The sequence below is a fragment of the Coprococcus sp. BIOML-A2 genome (genome assembly GCF_009875795.1).
Lineage (GTDB): Bacteria > Bacillota > Clostridia > Lachnospirales > Lachnospiraceae > Coprococcus > Coprococcus aceti.
Genome location: NZ_WWSI01000001.1, coordinates 677,335 through 697,836, shown reverse-complemented (window position 1 = coordinate 697,836; position 20,502 = coordinate 677,335). Strand labels below are relative to the sequence as shown.

Below are 20,502 nucleotides of genomic sequence, written 5' to 3'. Positions count from 1 at the left end.
TTAAATGTTATCATCTTACGTCTATATACCGCATTTTTAATGTCACATCACTCAGGCAAACTGTGAAACTCATAACCTGAATCCCCCTAGATGAAGTCGAAGGTCGCCTGCTCATAGGAAAGTTCCTGATATTCCAGTTCTTCCTGATCCGTCTTACTGGTGTAGTCCACCACTACCGTCTGCTGCTTTCCGCCCACCATCTGCTGTCCCAGGATATAGTTCACATCAAAGCGTCCTGTGATGGCCGGGGTCGCGCCACGGGCAGGTACGATGAGCTGCACATGGTTGGCTGCCAGCATGGCAAATATAGGCTCCCATATGTATATATCCTTCGCCGCACCAAACGGGTTGTCAATAAATATTGTTTTAGACTGTACCGACTCCTCCGGTGCCAGGCTGTACATTCCTGCAATGTAGTTGATGACAGCAACCAGGAACTGGATGTAGATACCCTGGGACTGTCCTGTACTTCCAACAGCTTCCTCATACCTGAGATACCGGCTCTGCTCCTTTATCCTCTCCCTCTTGTAGAGATTGAGTCTGATGGCATTCATATCTGTGACCATGACACCGAACAGCTTCTTGAGGCCCAGACAGTCACGGATGTACTTGATCCTCTTTCGTTCATCCTCGTAGGCATCCGCACCCTTCACTATGTCATCTATATAATCAGACATCCTCTGCTTTACAAATTCATCCTTCACGTAAGGTATGGTGAGATCAACCATCTTGATGACATCATCGCCCACCGTGATACGTGACAGCTTTGGAAGCTTCTCAAGCTCAGTCTTCACATCCATACATCTCTGTACACACTGATTCTCGAAGTTCTCCTTGATGGCAACCATATCCTCGATACCCTTCTCAACGCGCTCCTTCTCCAGCTTGATGAACTCAATAATCTGAAGAAGATTTGCCAGAAGTTCCTTTGCCTGACTATAGGTATCCGGAACCTGCACATCCTGTCTGATCGTATTGGCCATCTCGAATACACCCATCTCCACTAGTGTATCCGCCGTCTGTCCCTTGAATCTCATGATTTCATTCTTCGCGCGGTCAAGGGCTTTCATGCTCCTGTCGTACTTCATGAGACTTGTCTCAAATAACTGTCTGAGGGTATCCATGTCTTCATCCAGTACATTTCCACCGGACACATCTATGTCATTTGTATCGACTATTCTCTTTACATCCTTGTACAGATCCACCATGAAACCATACTGCTTATAGTAATCGCTGTACGCCTTCTCAGCTTCTTTGAATATGCGGTTCATATCCGCAAGCACCGCATCTCCATTGGCTATGGCTGTATCTGCATCGGCTGCAGATATCTCCTCACGTACATAGCTGCCATCGCCGTATGTGCGGTTGATGTTCTCTATCGCATACTCTATGCTTCCCTCAAGCTTGCTATACGCCTTCTGGTCAGCCTTCTGCTGCTGCATCAGCGACGCCTCTATCAACGTGAGCCTTGCCAGCTCATCGTCCATCTCCCTGAGATTGTCCTCAGACGTCGGATAGAGCTCTCCTGCCCCGGCAAATACCGCCATGTCAAAGCCTCTCTTCTCTATGGTCTTCTGTATTCTGTCCATTGACTTCTTCAGCGCATCCATGAGCTTCTTCTTGTCCTCAAGATCCGGCGCATGCTCCTTTGAAACCGCCAGCATAGCCATAAATTCCTGTTCAAGCCGTTCATCTGAAATGTCCAAAGTCTCCTTGTATTCCTCCGGTATTCCGTCCTGCCATGCCGCAGCAGCCACGCCTGCACCATCTGTATTATCAGCAACTCCCGCATTCTCAGACTTCGGCAGATACGGTTCGAAATACTCCGTCCACTTGTACTGGATATCCTCTATATTCCTTGTAAGCCCCGCAAGCTTTGACTCAGTCTCTCCAACCGTCGTCGACCACTTCAGCACATCGCTCTGAAGTCCTGACAGCTTTGCCACAAGGTCAGACTTCCTCTGCTTATACTCGGCAAGTCTCTGCTCCTCCGGTCTTGCAAGATCCGACAGCTGCTCTATCATGACAAATGTCTGTCTTCTGTCAGATTCCTTCTGCTGACTCTGCTGCAGGTCTCCATATCTCTCGGTGTTATTCTTAAGCTCCGTCTCTGTAACCTTGATCGATGTCTTAAGCTCCTCAAGCTCATCCTTCTTATCGAGCAGTGCCTGGTTCAGCTCTCTCTCCCTGTCCTCGGCACCTGTATATCTCGCATCCACAAGCCTTGTGACAAATGCAAGATCCTCCTGATAAGTCGCAAGCTTCTCATTTATCAGACTGATCTCCTCCGTGAGACCTGCTATTTTATCAGCATTTGCCTTTCTGGCGTCCTCTATGGAGTCCTTAGACATGAAATATTTCCTGTCTCTTCCTATGATAAGCATGTTCTCGGCGGGAACTATCGCTGAGTCTGAAAGCTTATCCATATCGTACACCATTACACATTCGCTGCCGGTGTCTATCGAACCGAGATTTATATCGTCCTCCAGACTATCAAATCCCTTTGTCACAACACTGTACGGCAGGTATGGATTTGCCTGAAGCAGCTCCTCCTTTGTATCACCCGGGAGTGCCGACAGATAATCCGCACCATGCATGGCCATGAGCCCATGTCTGGTGGAGATGTAGTTTATCACAGTCTCAGCACCCTCCGACGGCGGAAATGGTCTGCCATCCTCATAGCATTTCGCAAGCTTTGTCAGTCTGTCGATCTCCTGCTGGCGCTTGATCGTCTCTGTTATGGTGCCCCTAATCCTGTCATTTATAACACCTGTTATATCCTGTGGATTCTCCACAGAGTATACTGCCATGATGCTGTCGAGCTGGCTTCCCGACTGCCTGTACGCCTCGGCGTCAAGCCTTGCATCCTCGCAGCTTCTTTCCAGCGCATCATACTCAGCCTGCACAGTCGTCAGTCTGTATCTGTCATCGTACAGCTTTGTCCTGCCATCTGCTATGGCTATCTCCAACTCTGTCATCTCAGCAAGTATCCTGTCAGACTCCTCCTGAGCCTTGTTCATCATATCCTTCACATCACCCACTACGAGCAGGTTGACCGATGCAGCCAGCTCACTTATGCGGGCACTTATCTCATCAATCTTGGCTGTGGCATCAGCGATATTGTTCTCCGCCACCGCCTGGGCGATCTCGCCCTCCCTCATGACCTTTCTGCAGTACTCCGCCTCCTCAAGTGCGTGATCATAGCTGGTCTGGGCCTCTTCCCTTGCCGCCATGAGCTCTGCAAGCTTCTTCTCATCACGGATGCGTCTGTTGTACGCATACACCGCCATCTTCTCACTGGATGATCCGATGTTGTTTCTTATATTGTCGACTATCAGTCTGCTCTCTTCGTACTGTCGCTTATTCTCCCTGTATACAAGGTAGTCATTTGCACTCTCCTTGTAGCCGATCTGGTTTTTCAGCTCCGCAAGCTTCTTCTCATTGTCCTCTATCTGCGTGGCAGTGTCATCCATCTTGCGGTTCATGTCCTCAAGGCGCAGATAATCCCTGGTGACCCTGAGATTTGCCAGACGCTTGTTCTGCTGTTCCATCTGCTCCCCGGCGTCAGCCTTTGCCTTCGCCAGCTCCTCCATATGGGTGTCGCCCTCCTGTGTACACGCCCTTCCTGTGGCATACACATCGGCCAGGCCCTTACATATCCTGTCGTTGTCCTCGTAGAGACCTATGCATGAGTTCACCTTGCCCTCGAGCACATTTATCAATTCTATCTGGTGGTCATAGTTGGCTATGTCACGCTTTCTCTGTGCCAGAACGTTCAGCTTGTCCTTGATGTCGAGAAGAGTCTCTGCCATGGTGTCTTCCTCACCGTTTCGTCCTGTCTTTGTGGCAAATGCCTTCTCTATGATCTCCTCTATAAGCAGATCCTCCACGACCTTCCTTGTGGTCCTGTAATTTGTCTCAAAATACGTTCTTACATGCCCCTCTGTCTTGTTGATTCCTCGTATGATTTCCCAGTGGCTCTCGTGGAGACCATAGCCACTTATAAATCTCTGGTACTCGCCCTTCTTGTCAAATACCCTGACCTCCAGGCTCATATCCCTGTGTCCGAGATCCTTGAGATATGTCTTTAAACCGTTGAATGTGATCCTCTCATTCCCCTCCGACAAAGGAAGGTTCACTATGTCATTCTTGTTATATTCCCTGTAGAAAATGCAGTAATTAAAATACTCTATGGATGCAGTGTCCTTCTGTACCTCCCCGGCATCCGCCGTATCCTTTGCCTTTCTGGCACAGAATCCGGTGGTCATGTATCTGTAGCCATCCTTTATATCCGCCTCGTCAAGCTTCCACTCGATCAGCGAATGGATGACTGTGTTGCCGCCGCCCGCACGGAAAAGCTTCTCCACAGGCTGCTTCTCATCCAGAGTACAGTTCGGTATCAGGTTCTGAAGGAGCAGAAGCATGAGAATACTCTTTCCTCCTCCATTTGCCAGATCATACAGCGTGTTCTTGCCATACATTCTCATGGTGAAGTCATCGTACTGCTGTGTACCAAAGTTATATTTTACATTGTTGACCCTTATCCTGTTGATACTAGGCATCCTCTTCTTCACCTCCAAGCAGCTGATACAGCCGTCCTCTGTATTCCTCAAAATAGTTCTCCGACAAAGCCTTCATCCTGTCTGTCGGATAGTACCTGTCCGCATTCTCCACAAATAACCGCTGGGCCGACATGAAGTTGAACACCAGCTTCACATAACCCGCCCGGGATGCCTTGGACGCCCTGGCGCTGTCGCCCTCCTGATTGCCCGTCACCGCCGGGAGCTCATCCCACAGAAGCGCTATCGCCTTGAAGCTGTCCTGCTCCACCTCATCAGTTGACAGAACATCAAGCTTCTTCGTTATGTCCGCAAGATATTTGCTTGTCTCATCTATAATGTTCTCTGACTTCACATACTCCCTGAACTGATAGCTGGATGAATCCTTGTAAAAATAGAGAAGTGTCATATACATAATGAAGTAACACAGATAGAGCTCCTTGTTCAGACGAAGTCCCAGAAGCTTCTTCATATCGTCATTCGTATAGCCAAATACCCTGTTGCCCTCTCCGGCTGTTATATACAAGCTGTCATTGTACTCGTACAGTGACAGGTTCATCTTCTTCATCATATTCATGACGATGTCGTACACCTCGGCATTGCCGTAGAATTCATCGTACAGCGGGCCGTTGTCGGGATGCTTCTTGCAGATCTCCTCACCTGATATTAACTTGGAATATATCTCTATCGCCTTGTCCAGATTCTTACTTTCCATCTTTTTCTCCTATTCTCCGTACAATCACTCTCAGCTGGTTTTGTTAAACTGAATTCCCGTAACGTACATGTCCTCGCCAATCTGTATCTCTTCGTCTGGATGGAATTCCAGTGTAAATGTCATGCCTCTGAACGCATCCAGTGTGAGTTCCGGTGCATACATCTCACGGGAGAGACCGGATCTGCTGCCACCAGCCTGATCTCCAGATACAGATGCCGCCAACGTTTTTTCGTCAACTTTCTTTATTCTCTCTATGTGATCTACCAGCATTCCCTCCAGCATAGTGTCCGGCTTTGCCAGTATCTCATCCACGCTGTATCTGTCCTTCTGAGCCAGGTGTGTGAGGAAGGAATAGTAATCTTTGTTGTCGTAGATTTCTTTTCCAAACTTAACTTCAAGTATTCCATTGAATTCCTTGAGACTCAGATGTCCCCATTTGTTCAGCTGGTCAAGGAGTTCGTGGAACAGCTTTGTGAAGTTGGCACTTATCTGTTCATCGAGAAGTTCATCTTCGTAACGGAAGTTCGGATCAATCTGCTCCTTCTTCACCTTTGTGGTCTTCGCATTGTCCTCGGACTTCAGCGTGAGCATGTGATCTATGGATGTCATGCTGAACGTTTTCACGATCCTCGGAGCGAAGAGAGGCGCAAGTATGGTGAGTATCTTATCCGGTCTGTCCTCTTTTATGATACTCTGAAGCTGTCCTGCAAAGTCAAATGCAGGTCTAAGCTTCTGCAACTTTGCCTTGTGTATGATATTGTCCGATATGTTCTGCAGCTCCATGGTGCTGCTTATCAGACTTCCGTGCTTGATGATGGTCCTCTTGAGTTCAAGCTCAAGCTGGCTTATCTCCTCCATCGCTTTCAGGTTGCCCTTGCCCATATTATCATAGCTCGCCTTAGTGATCGCTTTGTCCACCAGAGCTTTGTTCTTGGCAAAGAGCTTCTGCTCGTCAGCGAACCATTTGCCGACGGTCTTCATATAATTCTCGTACTCCTCCGCGCCCTTGAACACGTCGATGGACAGAAGATTTACTATCTCATCCTTCTCGCGGATCAGCCTGCTCACCTCGCTATTGATCCTGCGCACGACCTCGATACCGCCACGGAAGTTCTCTCCAACGATCATCTTTTCCAGAAGAAGCTGCTGCACGTTGATCTTGCTCTCGTCCTTGATCTCCTTGGTGTCCAGATAGAATTCGATTCCATCCGCAGTAATGAAATACAGGACCTTGCCATCCACTATATGGCTGTCTATCAGCTTCACTCGTCCCGTCTTGCGCTGCTTCTTTCCCGGATCATAGAACGTGAATTCAAATGCTCTTCCGTCGTTCTTGATCTTGTCAAATATATACATTATCAGGTCAGCCCTGTCATCTCCCGCGATCTCCACATCGAAATCACGGTCAAGGAGCTGCCCCATGAATTCCTCATATTCATCGTATGACACTTCACGCTCATTGAAGCTGTTCTCCTGAATAAAAAAACGCAGAATCGCCATGGTTATATAACCCATGTCCAGCTGTGCATAACGACCTTCCTTATACTGCGCAAATGTGGTCTCAGCCAGAACAAAAAACGGGTAATATTTCCTCAGATTCTGCATTCTTGCATTATGTTCTTCAATTATGTCATTTATCATCACGTATTTGAGTGCCATGTTTTCTCTATCTCTGTACTTTCCTGATTATAATAGATCTTATACCATATACTTTTCCTGATATATCTGCCCATATTCTGAGACACCTATCTTCTCTATCCGCATATGGACACACAGATTTAGTATACCATGACACTTTTGTTCACACAACGATATTTATATTCCGTACTTCAGCTCATTTATCGATCTTCCACACACTGTCAACATGAATTCCGTGGCACTCTCACTGTTCTGTCCCACATCATTCAGCCCGACATATCCCGGCTGATAGCCCTCGCAGTCACCCTCTATCTGAAACTGGACTGTGACCGTCACCTGCTGCCCCTTATATGTGGCATTCCCTTCAAACTGCACTATCTGACTTCCGTCCGTCGCGACAAATGCCTGCCAGTGTTCATCGCTGCAATAGGCATCCAGACCATCCCCATAGGTTGTGTCTCCATCCGGGAATATCTTCTGTTCCTTTATATAATCTATCCTCTTATCCGGAATATCGGCTGCATCTTTGCCGATCCCCGCCTCACCGATACCTGTCACGCACATGGACAATGTGAGTATGACTGCCAAAAGCTTGCAGAATTTGTTCTCCCTAAACTTCTCCCACCGCTTGATATTCAGTGCAAATGCAAGGATTCCTCCCACGATCGCACCACCCACATGCGCATAGATATCTATATTCTTCTCATTTGTATACAGAGCATATATGACCACAACAACTATGGATATCATCATATCTTTTCTGCTTGCTTTCCTGTTGCCCATGAATGTCAGGAACACAGCAGCACATATGATTCCGAACACCGCCCCTGATGCTCCTATAGAGAAATGCATTCTGTCAGGATCAGTCATATGATACACATTCATGGATATGATCCCGGCAACAATTCCTGATACAAAGTATATGATAGTCGTCCTCAGGGAGCCAAGTTTTCTCTCCACCGTGGAGCCAAACATATATAGTGCAAACATATTGCCAAAGAGATGATCAAAGCCAGAATGCAGGAACATCGCCGATATAAGTCGTCCATACTCGCCATTCAGCTTCACGTACTGATAGTTGAGTCCACCGGTTCTGGAGTAATTGTCCACACCGATGCACATGATGCCAGCTATGACATTTGCCACTATCAATGCAATCGTAACTATAGGGATCGTCCTCTTTATCTGTGGCTGTGGGGAAGCTCCACCGCCCATCTGCTCAGGTCTGATCACATATGCTGTGTCCTGGTCAATATCCTGCTCAAATCTCCCATAGTCATCATGTTCAAAGCCATAGCCGAAATTGTTTTCTTCCATATAATACTCTCCTGACAATGCCCTCCACGGCTGGCATCCACATACTGTTCATTGTTTTACACGATACACTGTTTTTCCACCTTGCAGTACCATTCTTCACACCTTTTTTCTTAGTCGAATACTCTCTTAAGTACCTCGTCCTCATACAGAACCTTCTTGGCAAGTTCTCTGTAGTTCTCCTCGTGAAGGTATGTGTGTCTGTGAGGCTTGATCTGAGGAGCCATGTCTATCGCCTTTGCAAAATCCTCTCTCTTGAGGTCAAGTGTGGCTACATAATCCCAGAAACCAGTCTTTTCAAATATTGCATTTACCCTGACATATCTGTGATCCTGGACAACAGCCATGATATATGTGGCAATTCCCACCTGGATTCCATGGAGCTGTGGCTGTTCAAGCATCTTGTCAAGTGCATGTGAGATCAGGTGTTCACTTCCGGATGTCGGTGTGCTTCCGCCTGCAATCTCATTAGCAACACCGCTCATGGCAAGGGAATCGAGAAGCTCCTTCAGGAAGAGGTCATCCTTGATCGTCTCAAATGGTGTTCTGACGAAACTGTTCACTGCCTTCTTCGCTATCATAACTGCAAAATCGTTCATCTCAGAGTATCCCAGTTCAGACTCGAAGAGCCAGTCATAGAGGGATGTGATCTTGGATACCATATCTCCGATTCCCGAGTAAAGGAATCTCTCCGGTGCAGACTTAATGATCTCCGTATCCGCTATGATTCCGTATGCCATCCTTGCAGGCACCGATGTACGCCGTCCATTTACCATAAGTGATGCGCTGGCACTTGAGAATCCGTCCGATGACGCCGATGTCGGAATACTTATAAAAGGAAGCTTTCTGAGATATGCCGCATACTTTGCCACATCAATAACCTTTCCTCCGCCGATACCCACGATCACCTGGGCCTTCGCATCTATATCAAATGCCAGCTTGATTATATCCTCTATATTGGTGGAATCCAGCTCTCTGTACTCCACAACTGTCACATTTTCTTTCTTCAGAGAATCCATGACCTGCTGTCCAAACATGTCTATGAGTCCATTTCCAAAATAAATAACAGCATTCTTCATCCCGGAAGCACTTATATATTTGCCCAGATCATTCAGGGTTCCCTTTCCGATCTTAAGAATGGTTGGTATTGCTATATGACTTCCTGCCATCTGTTTATCCTCCTAAATACATTTCTACCATTATACATTATATGATCAGCAAAAATAAACAAGACAATACACATTTTGTCTCATACCTTTACTTACCTTTCTAATTTCTAACCATGTCTGCCTTATGCTGTTTTCATATCCTTTAAATTTCTTACAGCATCTTCATATTTTTACCCGAAAAACACATTTTCTACACAACTTCTCCAAAATTAGAACACATTTTCTCGGTATATTATTAACTGTAAACAGCGAGAGCGTAAGCGAGTTGTTTACATCCCCTTTTTCATAAACGACTGCAACACCCTCCCCTCACATAATGTAGTTGCAGTCACTCCCTTTTAATACAAAAAGAAGAGGCTGCCAGAGATGGCAGCCTTTTCTTTTTGTATTCAGATAATTTATAATTACTCACTTCTGAGCGCTATAACAGGATCCTTCTTAGCTGCAAGTCTCGATGGGATAAGTCCTCCGATCAATGTCAGTATAACGCTGATGATTACCAGCATCACTCCACCCTTCCAAGGAAGCGCCGATACACCGGCAACGTTGATATAACTCTCTATCACCTTACTGATCGGTATATTGATCAGCACCGTCACGCCGATTCCTATGAGTCCTGAGAAGAGACCTATTATAAATGTCTCCGCATTGAACACTCTTGAGATATCCTTCTTTGAAGCTCCTATGCTTCGCAGAATACCGATCTCCTTTGTTCTCTCAAGAACTGAGATATATGTGATTATTCCGATCATGATGGATGAAACTATCAATGAAATTGCCACAAATGCAATGAGTACATAGGTTATCGCGTTGATGATCTTGGTCACCGATGACAGCATGATTCCGATGTAATCAGTGTATGTGATCTCCTTGTCAGGATAATCCTCGTTGTACTTGTCTATAAGCTTTGTTATCTCGTCCTTATCCGCAAATTCTGCACAGTAGAGGTTGATGGAAGCCGGCTTTGCAAGCTCTGCATATCCAAGCTTTGACATGTTATCCTCATAAGTAGATGTTGACTCCTGGAAGAAACCGTAACCCTTGAGCATATCGAAGAGCTGATCCTTGGTCATGGACGCCATCTGTGCCTGCATGTCCTCAGTAACCTGACCTGAAGCCATAAGCTGCTGCATAACAGAATCCATATCCACATCATCCGCTGTCAGTTCCTTGCCATCTGAAAATGGCATTCCTGTAAATATGTCAGTATCAGGATTATCCATCTGAGCCTTGAGTACATCTGTCTTCTCGTTCTCTGAAACTATGTAATTGGCAAGCTCCGATGTGTAACCTATATATCCCGGCTGCATGGTAGTTGCATACGCTTTATCCGAAGCCCTGATTACTGCCGACACCTTTACTTCAAGGCCCCCGGCCACTGCAGACTTCAGAAAATCAGCATCAGAACTCATATCTGTGTATGTTCCATCATCATTCTTCTTGTACAGATCACCCGGAAGCACAACCTTAAACTTGAGATTAAGAAGGTCATCGTATGTAAACACCATCTGCTCAAGCTCCGGTGCCTCTCCGCCGGCAAGTATGGTTGAAACCATATCGCTCAGTTCTTTTGAATCCCTAAGTCCAAGAGTATACAGTGTAAAATCACTTATCTCGTTGTTCTTATCAACGACAAGTACAACCTCGTTCTTGTTCTCCGGCCAGTGTCCTGCCAGTACATCATACTGCTGCTTGAGCAGAGTGTCATTGTCAAGCATCTGTGTCCACATGTCCATTGATGATGAGCCGTAACTAAACGCCGACATGAAATCTGCCGTTGACTCCTGTGCCTCCGCCATACCTCCAAACCCCATGTCTGCCATTGTTGTGCTTGGATTTACCTGAGCAACTCCGCCATTTGCACTGTTCTCGTTGAACACATACAAAGGCGTGTCATACGTGTATGTTATATCACTTGTATACTTGGTGAAGCCGTTTGCATCGTCTTCTATATAATTCTTAAATGACTCAAGGTCGTTCTCCTTCACATCTGACACCATGGACACGAGCATGTCTCCCATGATATCTCCCGAATATATCTTGTCCTCGCCAGCGTGATTGTGATCTGAATCCTCCTCGTTGTTACCTACCATCTTTGAGAGCAGCTCATCGTAATCCATCGCTTTCTTCGTTATCTGCACTGGATATGTGGCAAGTGTCTCCTCCTGTACATCGTTGATATACTTCTGGAATCCAGACGATAGCGACAATATAAGTGCTATTCCTATGATTCCTATACTTCCGGCAAATGCTGTTAAGAACGTTCGTCCCTTCTTTGTCATGAGGTTGTTCAGACTCAGCGAGAACGCTGTGAACATACTCATGGAGGTCTTCCTCGGAGCATAACTTCCGTCATCCTCCTTCGCCTCGTCCTCATCTGAAAACGGATTGGAATCATCTATTATATTTCCATCGAGGAGCTTTACGATCCTTGTTGAGTACTGCTGTGCCAGCTCCGGATTATGAGTAACCATAATAACCAGCTTGTCCTTGGCTATTTCTTTGAGCAGCTCCATGATCTGAACACTTGTCTCTGTGTCAAGTGCACCCGTTGGCTCATCAGCCAACAGAATATCCGGATCGTTTATGAGTGCTCTGGCGATGGCAACTCTCTGCATCTGTCCACCGGACATCTGGTTTGGTTTCTTGTGAATCTGATTTCCCAGACCAACCTTCTCCAAAACCTCCTTCGCTCTCTTTCTTCTATCTGCCTTTGATACTCCAGACAAAGTAAGCGCAAGCTCTACATTTGACAGTACCGACTGATGCGGTATCAGATTGTAGCTCTGGAATACAAATCCGACTGAATTGTTTCTATATGAATCCCAGTCTCTTGACTTGAAATCCTTTGTCGACTTGCCATTGATAACCAGATCTCCACTGGTGTACTGATCCAGTCCGCCCACTATGTTCAGAAGCGTTGTCTTTCCACAACCCGACTGACCAAGTATGGACACGAACTCATTTCTCCTAAAGTTCACAGATACACCCTTAAGTGCCTGAACAACTTCATCACCAGTGTGATAATCCTTCACGATATTCTTAAGCTGAAGCATTCTATCCTCCTTACAAAAATCATATTGTGTTCTATATGCATTACACTTTGATAGATTTGTCATTATTACTGGAAAATCATAGCATTTATTTTTTTTCAATGCAATTAAGGCAGGCTATTCTTTATAAATGTTTTATTTTCTATCGATAAGTTCAAACTAACTATATGTTGAACTTTTGGCTAAAAATTCTTTTATTTTCTTATTATATGGGGTATAATCAGCGTAAGTGGGTACGTTGTATCCAAATATAATTTTACGGAGGATTTTACAAATGTTAGTTTCAGCAACAGAAATGTTAAAGAAAGCTAAGGCTGGTCACTACGCAGTAGGTCAGTTCAACATCAACAACCTTGAGTGGACAAAGGCTGTTCTCCTCACAGCTCAGGAGCTTCAGTCACCTGTTATCCTTGGTGTTTCAGAGGGCGCTGGAAAGTATATGACAGGATTTGAGACAGTTGCAGCAATGGTTAAGGCTATGGATGAGTCACTTGGAATCACAGTTCCTGTAGCTCTTCACCTTGATCACGGAACATACGAAGGATGCTACAAGTGTGTTAAGGCTGGATTTACTTCAATCATGTTCGATGGTTCACACTATCCATTCGAGGAGAACCTTGCTAAGTCAACAGAGCTCGTTAACGTAGCTCATCAGCTTGGCCTCTCAATCGAGTGTGAGGTTGGTTCTATCGGTGGTGAGGAAGACGGAGTTATTGGTATGGGCGAGTGCGCTGATCCAGCGGAGTGCAAGACTATCGCTGATCTCGGCGTTGATATGCTTGCTGCTGGTATCGGTAACATCCATGGTAAGTACCCAGCTAACTGGAAGGGACTTAGCTTTGAGACACTTGATGCTATCCAGCAGAAGACAGGCGTTATGCCATTAGTTCTTCACGGTGGTACAGGTATCCCAGCTGACATGATCAAGAAGGCTATTTCACTTGGCGTTTCAAAGATCAACGTTAACACAGAGTGCCAGTTATCATTCGCAGATGCTACAAGAAAGTACATCGAGGCTGGTAAGGATCTTGAGGGCAAGGGATTTGATCCTAGAAAGCTTCTCGCTCCTGGTTTCGAGGCTATCAAGGCTACTGTTAAGGAGAAGATGGAACTCTTCGGATCAGTTGGTAAGGCTAACGACTAATTAACAGATCTTTAACAGAACAATTAACAAATGTAACGATAAACTGTTCGACAGCTTTCGGACAAGTATCGCTCACGTAAACTTAAAGGAACCCCATCACAGCTTGTACAAGCCATGATGGGGTTCTTATTCTTACTTGTTTTTCTTTTATATTATTTTTTATCTTCACTAATATAAATTTCTAAATTCTAATCTTGCTTCTCTGCCTTATCCTTTTTTCTGCTGATTGTCCACCATATAGGAACTGATATCAGCATGAAAAGTGCCGCTGCCACGCTGATCCATGCACCGACTCCGAGTCTTGCATTTGCCGCTGCATCTAGCTTTCCAAGATCTATCAATGACAGAACAAATTCAAATATCAATATTCCGCCAACAACTATAGATATAACAAGGTCTGCTATATAACAGCCTGCCTTGTTGATAAATGCACAGATCACGTCTGCTATGATAACTACCGCCACAACAAGCATTGACAGTACATTTATCCCAAACACTCCAACTATGCTTCTGGCATCTGTCCCCATATAAGCATAAGGAATAAATACTGATACAACAGCCATGATAATGCCGATCAGGTTTAACATATTAGGTACATGTGTGGATCCCTTCTTCACATCATCAGGTATGTTCTGCCTGTTCTCATATCCCATATAACCCATAGGGTTGTTGTATGGCGTTGGCTGTACCGGCTGGCCGTACTGCGGCATCTGCTGGTATGGTGTCTGCATTGGCTGTGCTCCCTGGCTATACTGTGACTGTGGCTGATATGGCTGCTGGGCTGGCTGACCGTACTGCGACTGTGGCTGGTATGGCTGCTGCACCGGCTGGCCATACTGTGGCATATGCTGATACAGTGACTGAGCTGGCTGTGCTACCTGACTATATGGTGCTTGAACTGACTGCACACCCTGACCATTCTGTGCCTGACTATTCTCAGCCATCATAGCCTTTTCCTGCTCCAGATTCTGCTCAGAAGTCGACCCGCCATCAACTCTGTCAATATCTTCTACTCTATTCTGTTCATCCATGTTCGTCATCTACCTCCGATGTAATTATTCTACACATCCCTTACATATCGAGATACCTCTTCAGATACTGTCCTGTATAGGACTGAGGTATCTTCGCAACTTCCTCAGGAGTTCCTCTGGCAATGACCGTTCCACCGCCAGCACCTCCTTCAGGTCCCATGTCAATAATATAATCTGCGGTCTTGATAACGTCAAGATTATGTTCGATAACCACAACTGTGTTGCCGCCCTCGCTGAGCCTTCTGAGTATATCCACAAGTCTGTGCACATCAGCAAAATGAAGTCCCGTGGTTGGCTCATCAAGCACATATATCGTCTTTCCCGTTCCACGTCTTGACAGCTCAGTTGCAAGTTTGATTCTCTGTGCCTCTCCTCCTGACAAAGTGGTGGACGGCTGTCCAAGCTTGATATATCCGAGTCCCACATCGCGGAGAGTATCTATCTTCCTCAGTATCCTTGGAACATTTGCAAAGAACTCGCACGCCTCATCAACTGTCATATCGAGAACTTCATTGATACTCTTGCCCTTGTACTTGACCTCCAAAGTCTCTCTGTTGTATCTCTTTCCTCCACACACCTCACATGGCACATATATATCTGGCAGGAAATGCATCTCTATCTTGATTATTCCGTCTCCACGACATGCCTCGCATCGTCCTCCGGATACATTGAAGCTGAATCTTCCCTTGCCGTAACCTCTTGCCTTGGCATCCTTGGTTCCAGCAAACAAATCCCTTATCAGATCAAATGTACCTGTATAAGTAGCCGGATTGGATCTCGGCGTTCTACCTATAGGTGACTGGTCTATATTGATAATCTTATCCAAAGCATCATAGCCAATGATATGGTCGTGCTTTCCTGCTTTAATCCTGCTCTTGTTGAGTCTTCTCGCCAGCTTCTTGTACAAGATCTCATTTACCAGAGAACTCTTTCCTGAACCAGACACACCCGTCACACATGTCATGATTCCAAGTGGTATGTCCACATCTATATGCTTGAGATTGTTCTCATAAGCATTCTTGACAGTGAGCCATCCGGTTGGCTTTCTCCTCACATCCGGAACCTCTATCTTCTTCCTGCCACTTAAGTAGTCACCGGTGATAGAATTCTCACATTTCATAATGTCTTCAGCCGTACCCTCAGCTACCACATATCCACCATTTGCACCGGCTCCCGGTCCTATATCTATAATGTGATCCGCCGCCCTCATGGTATCCTCGTCGTGCTCTACAACGATAAGCGTATTTCCAAGGTCTCTCAGATTCTTGAGCGCTGCTATCAGCTTGTCATTGTCCCTCTGGTGAAGTCCGATACTTGGCTCATCCAGAATATATGCAACTCCGACCAGACCTGAACCTATCTGCGTGGCAAGTCTTATTCTCTGTGCCTCTCCACCTGAGAGCGTACTTGTACCTCTACTCAGACACAGATAGTCAAGTCCCACATCAATAAGAAAATGCAGTCTCGACCTTATCTCCTTGAGTATGGCCGCACCTATCATCTTCTGTCTGTCAGTGAGTTCCAGATCTTTCATGAACTTTGCAAGTTCTGTGATAGGTAGTTCTGTAAGTTCGGCAATATTCTTATCTCCAACTGTAACAGCAAGGGCTGTCGGCTTAAGTCTCTTACCACCACAGACCTCACACGGAGTTACAGTCATGAATGTCTCATACTCGGCCTTTGTGGACTCCGCAGATGTCTCCCTGTATCTTCTGGCAACACTCTTTATGAGTCCCTCAAATGTTATATCATACACTCCCTCCCCGCGCTGTCCTTTATAATGCACCTTAACCGGGCGAGAGTTCTTTCCATATAATAAGAGATCTTTTATATCCTGTGGATATTCCTGAAATGGTGTATCAAGAGAGAATCCATACTCCGCACTGAGTGCCCTGAGTATGGCATTGGAATAGCTCTTGCCATCATTACACGACTGCCATCCCAGAACCACTATGGCTCCATCATTTATCGACAAACTCTGATCGGGTATCATAAGATCCGGATCAAATTCCATCTTGAAGCCAAGACCTGCACATGTCGGGCATGCGCCAAATGGATTGTTGAACGAAAAGCTTCTCGGCTCTATCTCATCTATGCTGATTCCGCAATCCGGGCATGAAAAGCTGTCTGAGAAATTGATAATGGTATTCTCCTTCTGAACACCATTCTCATCCCTCTCCCCGATCACCTCAATTTTCATAAGCCCCTCTGCAAGCTGAAGTGCGGTCTCTATGGAATCTGTGAGTCGCCTCTCCACATCCTGTCTTACAACCAGACGATCGACTACTATATCTATACTGTGCTTCTTGTTCTTATCGAGCTTTATCTCCTCCGACAGCTCATACATGCTGCCATCGACAACCACTCTGACAAATCCGCTCTTCTTTGCCTTCTCCAGCAGCTTTACATGCTCTCCCTTTCGGCCTCTGACCACAGGCGCAAGCACCATGAACTTTGTCCTCTCAGGTAGCTTCATAATCTCATCCACCATCTGGTCAACCGTCTGTCTGCTTATGACCTTACCACAGTTCGGGCAGTGTGGTATTCCCACTCTGGCATAGAGAAGTCTGAAATAGTCGTATATCTCAGTGACAGTGCCAACTGTGGATCGAGGATTTCTGTTTGTTGACTTCTGATCTATGGAGATTGCAGGGGAAAGTCCCTCTATCTTGTCCACGTCCGGCTTCTCAGCCTGTCCAAGGAACTGTCTCGCATAGGAGGACAGCGACTCCATATATCGTCTCTGTCCCTCCGCATATATCGTGTCAAATGCCAGTGAAGACTTACCTGATCCCGAAAGTCCTGTCACGACAACAAATTTGTCCCTTGGAATCTTGACATTGATATTCTTCAGATTATTTTCACGTGCGCCCTCAATAGTAATATACTTCCTGTCAATATTCCTGCTGGCGTTGAAATAATCATCATCTTTCATGCTCGCATCCGTTATATTCTCCAGATGCTCACTTCGTTCATAATTCTTATTGTCTTCCATCTTGATCTAACCTTTTCTCTTTATCATTTATATTTGTTATATCTTAATTATCTACCCTGCATCCATCTATTCTTTATCATAATCTCTCAGTGCCGCCTTATACACCTTGAGCTGATCCCTGATCTCTGCCGCCACCTCAAAGTTGAGGTCTGCTGCCGCCATATTCATCTTCTTGGTCAGCTTGGCGATAACCTTCTGAAGCTCCTTCTTCGTCATGGACTCAGCGTCCTTATCCTCCTCTGGAAGATCCTCCTTCTTCACCTCTATGGTTATGAGATCCCTTATGCTCTTCTCTATAGTCTTAGGGGTTATTCCATGTTCCTCATTATACTTCTGCTGTATCTCACGACGTCTGCTCGTCTCATCGAGGGCATACTTCATAGAACCCGTGATAGTATCCGCATACATGATGACATGTCCATCCACATTTCGGGCTGCTCTTCCTATGGTCTGGATGAGTGATGTCTCCGATCTCAGGAAACCTTCCTTATCAGCATCCAGTATTGCCACCAGAGTGATCTCCGGTATATCAAGTCCCTCTCTCAAAAGGTTGATTCCAACAAGCACATCAAATACGCCAAGACGGAGATCTCTCACTATCTCAACCCTCTCCATAGTGTCTATATCCGAGTGCAGATATTTCACCTTTATATCATTATCTCTCATATAGCTGGTGAGATCTTCAGCCATACGCTTGGTAAGTGTTGTTACAAGCACCTTGTGTCCCTGCTCGGTCTCCTTGCGAACCTCTTTCAGCAGATCATCTATCTGACCTTCCACCGGTCTGACCTCAACCGGCGGATCAAGAAGTCCTGTAGGTCTGATGATTTGTTCAGCCATAAGCATCTGGTGCTCCTCCTCGTATTTGCCCGGTGTGGCTGATACAAACATGACCTGATCAAGCTTCTGCTCAAATTCCGAGAAGTTGAGCGGCCTGTTGTCAAGTGCAGATGGAAGCCTGAATCCATAGTCAACCAGATTCATCTTACGGGATCGGTCTCCCGAATACATCGCGCCAACCTGAGGCACAGTCATATGTGACTCATCTATAATAAGAAGAAAGTCATCATCAAAGAAATCCAGCAGTGTGCTCGGCGTCTCTCCGGCTGATCTTCCAGCCAGCGGACCGGAATAGTTCTCTATACCAGAGCAAAATCCAGTCTCTCTCATCATCTCCATATCAAAGTTAGTTCTCTCCTCGATACGCTGTGCCTCGATGAGTTTATCCTTTGACTTGAAGTAAGCAACTCTGTCCTTGAGCTCCGCCTCTATCCTCTTCAGCGCCTTCTCCATCTTCTCCTGTCCAACCACATAGTGGGACGCCGGGAAAAGACAGGTATATGTCAGATCTCTCTTTCCCTCTCCGGTGAGCGGATCAAACTCTGTGATCCTGTCTATCTCATCCCCGAAGAATTCTATCCTTATTCCATCGTCAAATGTTGACACAGGAATTATCTCAAGTACATCCCCACGCACTCTGAATGTGCCTCTCTGCAGATCCATGTCATTCCTGTCATACTGTATATCTGTCAGTTCATCGATGACCTGATCTCTGTCCTTTATCATGCCAACTCTGAACGACAACATCTGATTCCTGTACTCGTTCGGATCACCGATGCCATATATACACGATACAGATGCAACCACTATGACATCTTTTCTGTCTATGAGTGCTGCTGTGGCGCTATGTCTCATCCGGTCAATATCGTCATTAATAGACGAATCCTTTGCAATATAAGTATCCGTAGACGCCACATATGCTTCCGGCTGATAATAATCGTAGTATGATACAAAATACTCCACCGCATTGTTCGGAAAAAACTCCTTCATCTCCCCATAAAGCTGCGCCGCCAGAGTCTTGTTATGTGCAAGTATAAGCGTGGGCTTATTCAGCTGCTGTATGACATTCGCCATGGTAAAAGTCTTACCAGATCCGGTTACACCCAGCAGCGTCTCAAACTGATTACCTTCCTGAAAACCCTTTACCAATTTTTCTATTGCCTCCGGCTGATCTCCGGTGGGCTTGTATTCCGATACCAATTCAAAATGATCCATAAAAGTCTCCTACTCTAGGCTAAAACCTGCATCTATTATATCGAACATTAGTTCCCATATCAAGTAAAAACACGGCAGTTGCTCAAGTTTATTTATGCCCTGAACAACTGCCACTATACTTCATCTGTTTGCTCACAACACCTTCTATACCGCTAGTTCATCCCTACCCAGGCTTATCTCATAGCAGCCTTTCTCATCGACAGTCACCACGACTCTCTCAAATCCTGTGTAAAATCTTAATATATACAGATCATCTGCCCTTGAGATAACCACCTCAGCATTCATCTCCGCAAGATCTGTCATATTGTCTTTCAGCACACCCTCGCTGACTCTGATGATCTGTCTCTCCTTCTCCACCTGTCTCTTCTCCTGAAGCTCCTTATAATAAAGGAAGAGATTCTCCTCCAACGCCTTTGATCTGCAGCTGCATCTGTGAAAATAGCTGCCGATGATCATGTAAAGCATGTATGCTGTCTCCTGCTGTCTGTGTGATGTCTTTTCTGTAAATGAATATCTCATAATCGTTACCTCCATAATGAAAAAATAAACCTAAAATAAATCTACAAAATGTTGTCAATGTGTTATCTGAAGCTTCACCAGCTCACACCTCCATGGTGCCTGCTCCTCGGTCTGTCATTTTTCAGCCGACGACAGTCGCTGTGTCCGTATTCTTTGCTGCCCCGGATACCGGGCAGATGCATATTCAGTTTTCATTTGAAATCTGCCCCATGCCCAAAATGCAACAAAAAAAGAGTCATGATCGCAGACTTGTAGCACTTGCTACTCATCATGTTTTCAAACTCTTCTACTTAAAATATGATTTATTCAA

11 protein-coding genes are annotated in these 20,502 nt (G+C 45.7%); 1 reads left to right on the top strand and 10 read right to left on the bottom strand.

Features of this window, described 5'->3' with window-relative positions:
• Nucleotides 1–86 precede the first annotated feature (86 nt).
• The 6 genes from GT575_RS03140 to GT575_RS03115 form a co-directional block, all read right to left on the bottom strand.
• A complete protein-coding gene (locus tag GT575_RS03140) occupies nt 87–4,613 on the bottom strand; it encodes a hypothetical protein (protein WP_243147811.1) in 4,527 nt (1,508 codons plus the stop codon).
• On the bottom strand, nt 4,555–5,274 hold the full coding sequence (locus tag GT575_RS03135) for a DUF6063 family protein (RefSeq protein WP_004852816.1): 720 nt from the start codon (nt 5,272–5,274) through the stop codon (nt 4,555–4,557). The genes GT575_RS03140 and GT575_RS03135 overlap by 59 nt, the downstream gene beginning before the upstream one ends.
• A 30-nt stretch (nt 5,275–5,304) precedes the next feature.
• Nucleotides 5,305–6,933 (bottom strand): hypothetical protein, encoded by a 1,629-nt coding sequence (locus GT575_RS03130; protein ID WP_161171462.1) that lies wholly within the window; start codon nt 6,931–6,933, stop codon nt 5,305–5,307.
• A 156-nt stretch (nt 6,934–7,089) separates the two neighbouring features.
• The gene (locus GT575_RS03125) at nt 7,090–8,229 is read right to left on the bottom strand and encodes a rhomboid family intramembrane serine protease (RefSeq protein ID WP_161171461.1); all 1,140 of its coding nucleotides are present in this window, start codon (nt 8,227–8,229) and stop codon (nt 7,090–7,092) included.
• A gap of 110 nt (nt 8,230–8,339) precedes the next feature.
• Complete coding sequence (locus GT575_RS03120; protein ID WP_055146022.1) at nt 8,340–9,395, bottom strand: iron-containing alcohol dehydrogenase family protein; 1,056 nt, start codon at nt 9,393–9,395, stop codon at nt 8,340–8,342.
• Nucleotides 9,396–9,799: 404 nt separating this feature from the next.
• Complete coding sequence (locus GT575_RS03115; protein WP_161171460.1) at nt 9,800–12,451, bottom strand: ABC transporter ATP-binding protein/permease; 2,652 nt, start codon at nt 12,449–12,451, stop codon at nt 9,800–9,802.
• Between the two features lie 271 nt (nt 12,452–12,722).
• Between GT575_RS03115 and fba the strand changes: the two genes are divergently transcribed.
• The gene (gene fba, locus GT575_RS03110; RefSeq protein WP_022058049.1) at nt 12,723–13,592 is read left to right on the top strand and encodes a class II fructose-1,6-bisphosphate aldolase; all 870 of its coding nucleotides are present in this window, start codon (nt 12,723–12,725) and stop codon (nt 13,590–13,592) included.
• A 188-nt stretch (nt 13,593–13,780) separates the two neighbouring features.
• Here the strand turns inward: fba and GT575_RS14880 are convergent, their stop codons facing one another.
• From GT575_RS14880 to GT575_RS03095, 4 genes are all read right to left on the bottom strand, one after another.
• On the bottom strand, nt 13,781–14,623 hold the full coding sequence (locus GT575_RS14880) for a hypothetical protein (RefSeq protein ID WP_192934929.1): 843 nt from the start codon (nt 14,621–14,623) through the stop codon (nt 13,781–13,783).
• 40 nt (nt 14,624–14,663) lie between these two features.
• Entirely contained in the window at nt 14,664–17,558 is a 2,895-nt protein-coding gene (gene uvrA, locus GT575_RS03105) for an excinuclease ABC subunit UvrA (protein ID WP_161171544.1), read from the bottom strand.
• Nucleotides 17,559–17,684: 126 nt separating this feature from the next.
• Nucleotides 17,685–19,673 carry an excinuclease ABC subunit UvrB gene (gene uvrB, locus GT575_RS03100; protein ID WP_161171459.1) on the bottom strand — a complete coding sequence of 663 codons (1,989 nt, stop codon included), beginning with the start codon at nt 19,671–19,673 and terminating at the stop codon, nt 17,685–17,687.
• A gap of 144 nt (nt 19,674–19,817) precedes the next feature.
• A complete protein-coding gene (locus GT575_RS03095; RefSeq protein ID WP_015534409.1) occupies nt 19,818–20,192 on the bottom strand; it encodes a hypothetical protein in 375 nt (124 codons plus the stop codon).
• Between the last annotated feature and the right edge of the window lie 310 nt (nt 20,193–20,502).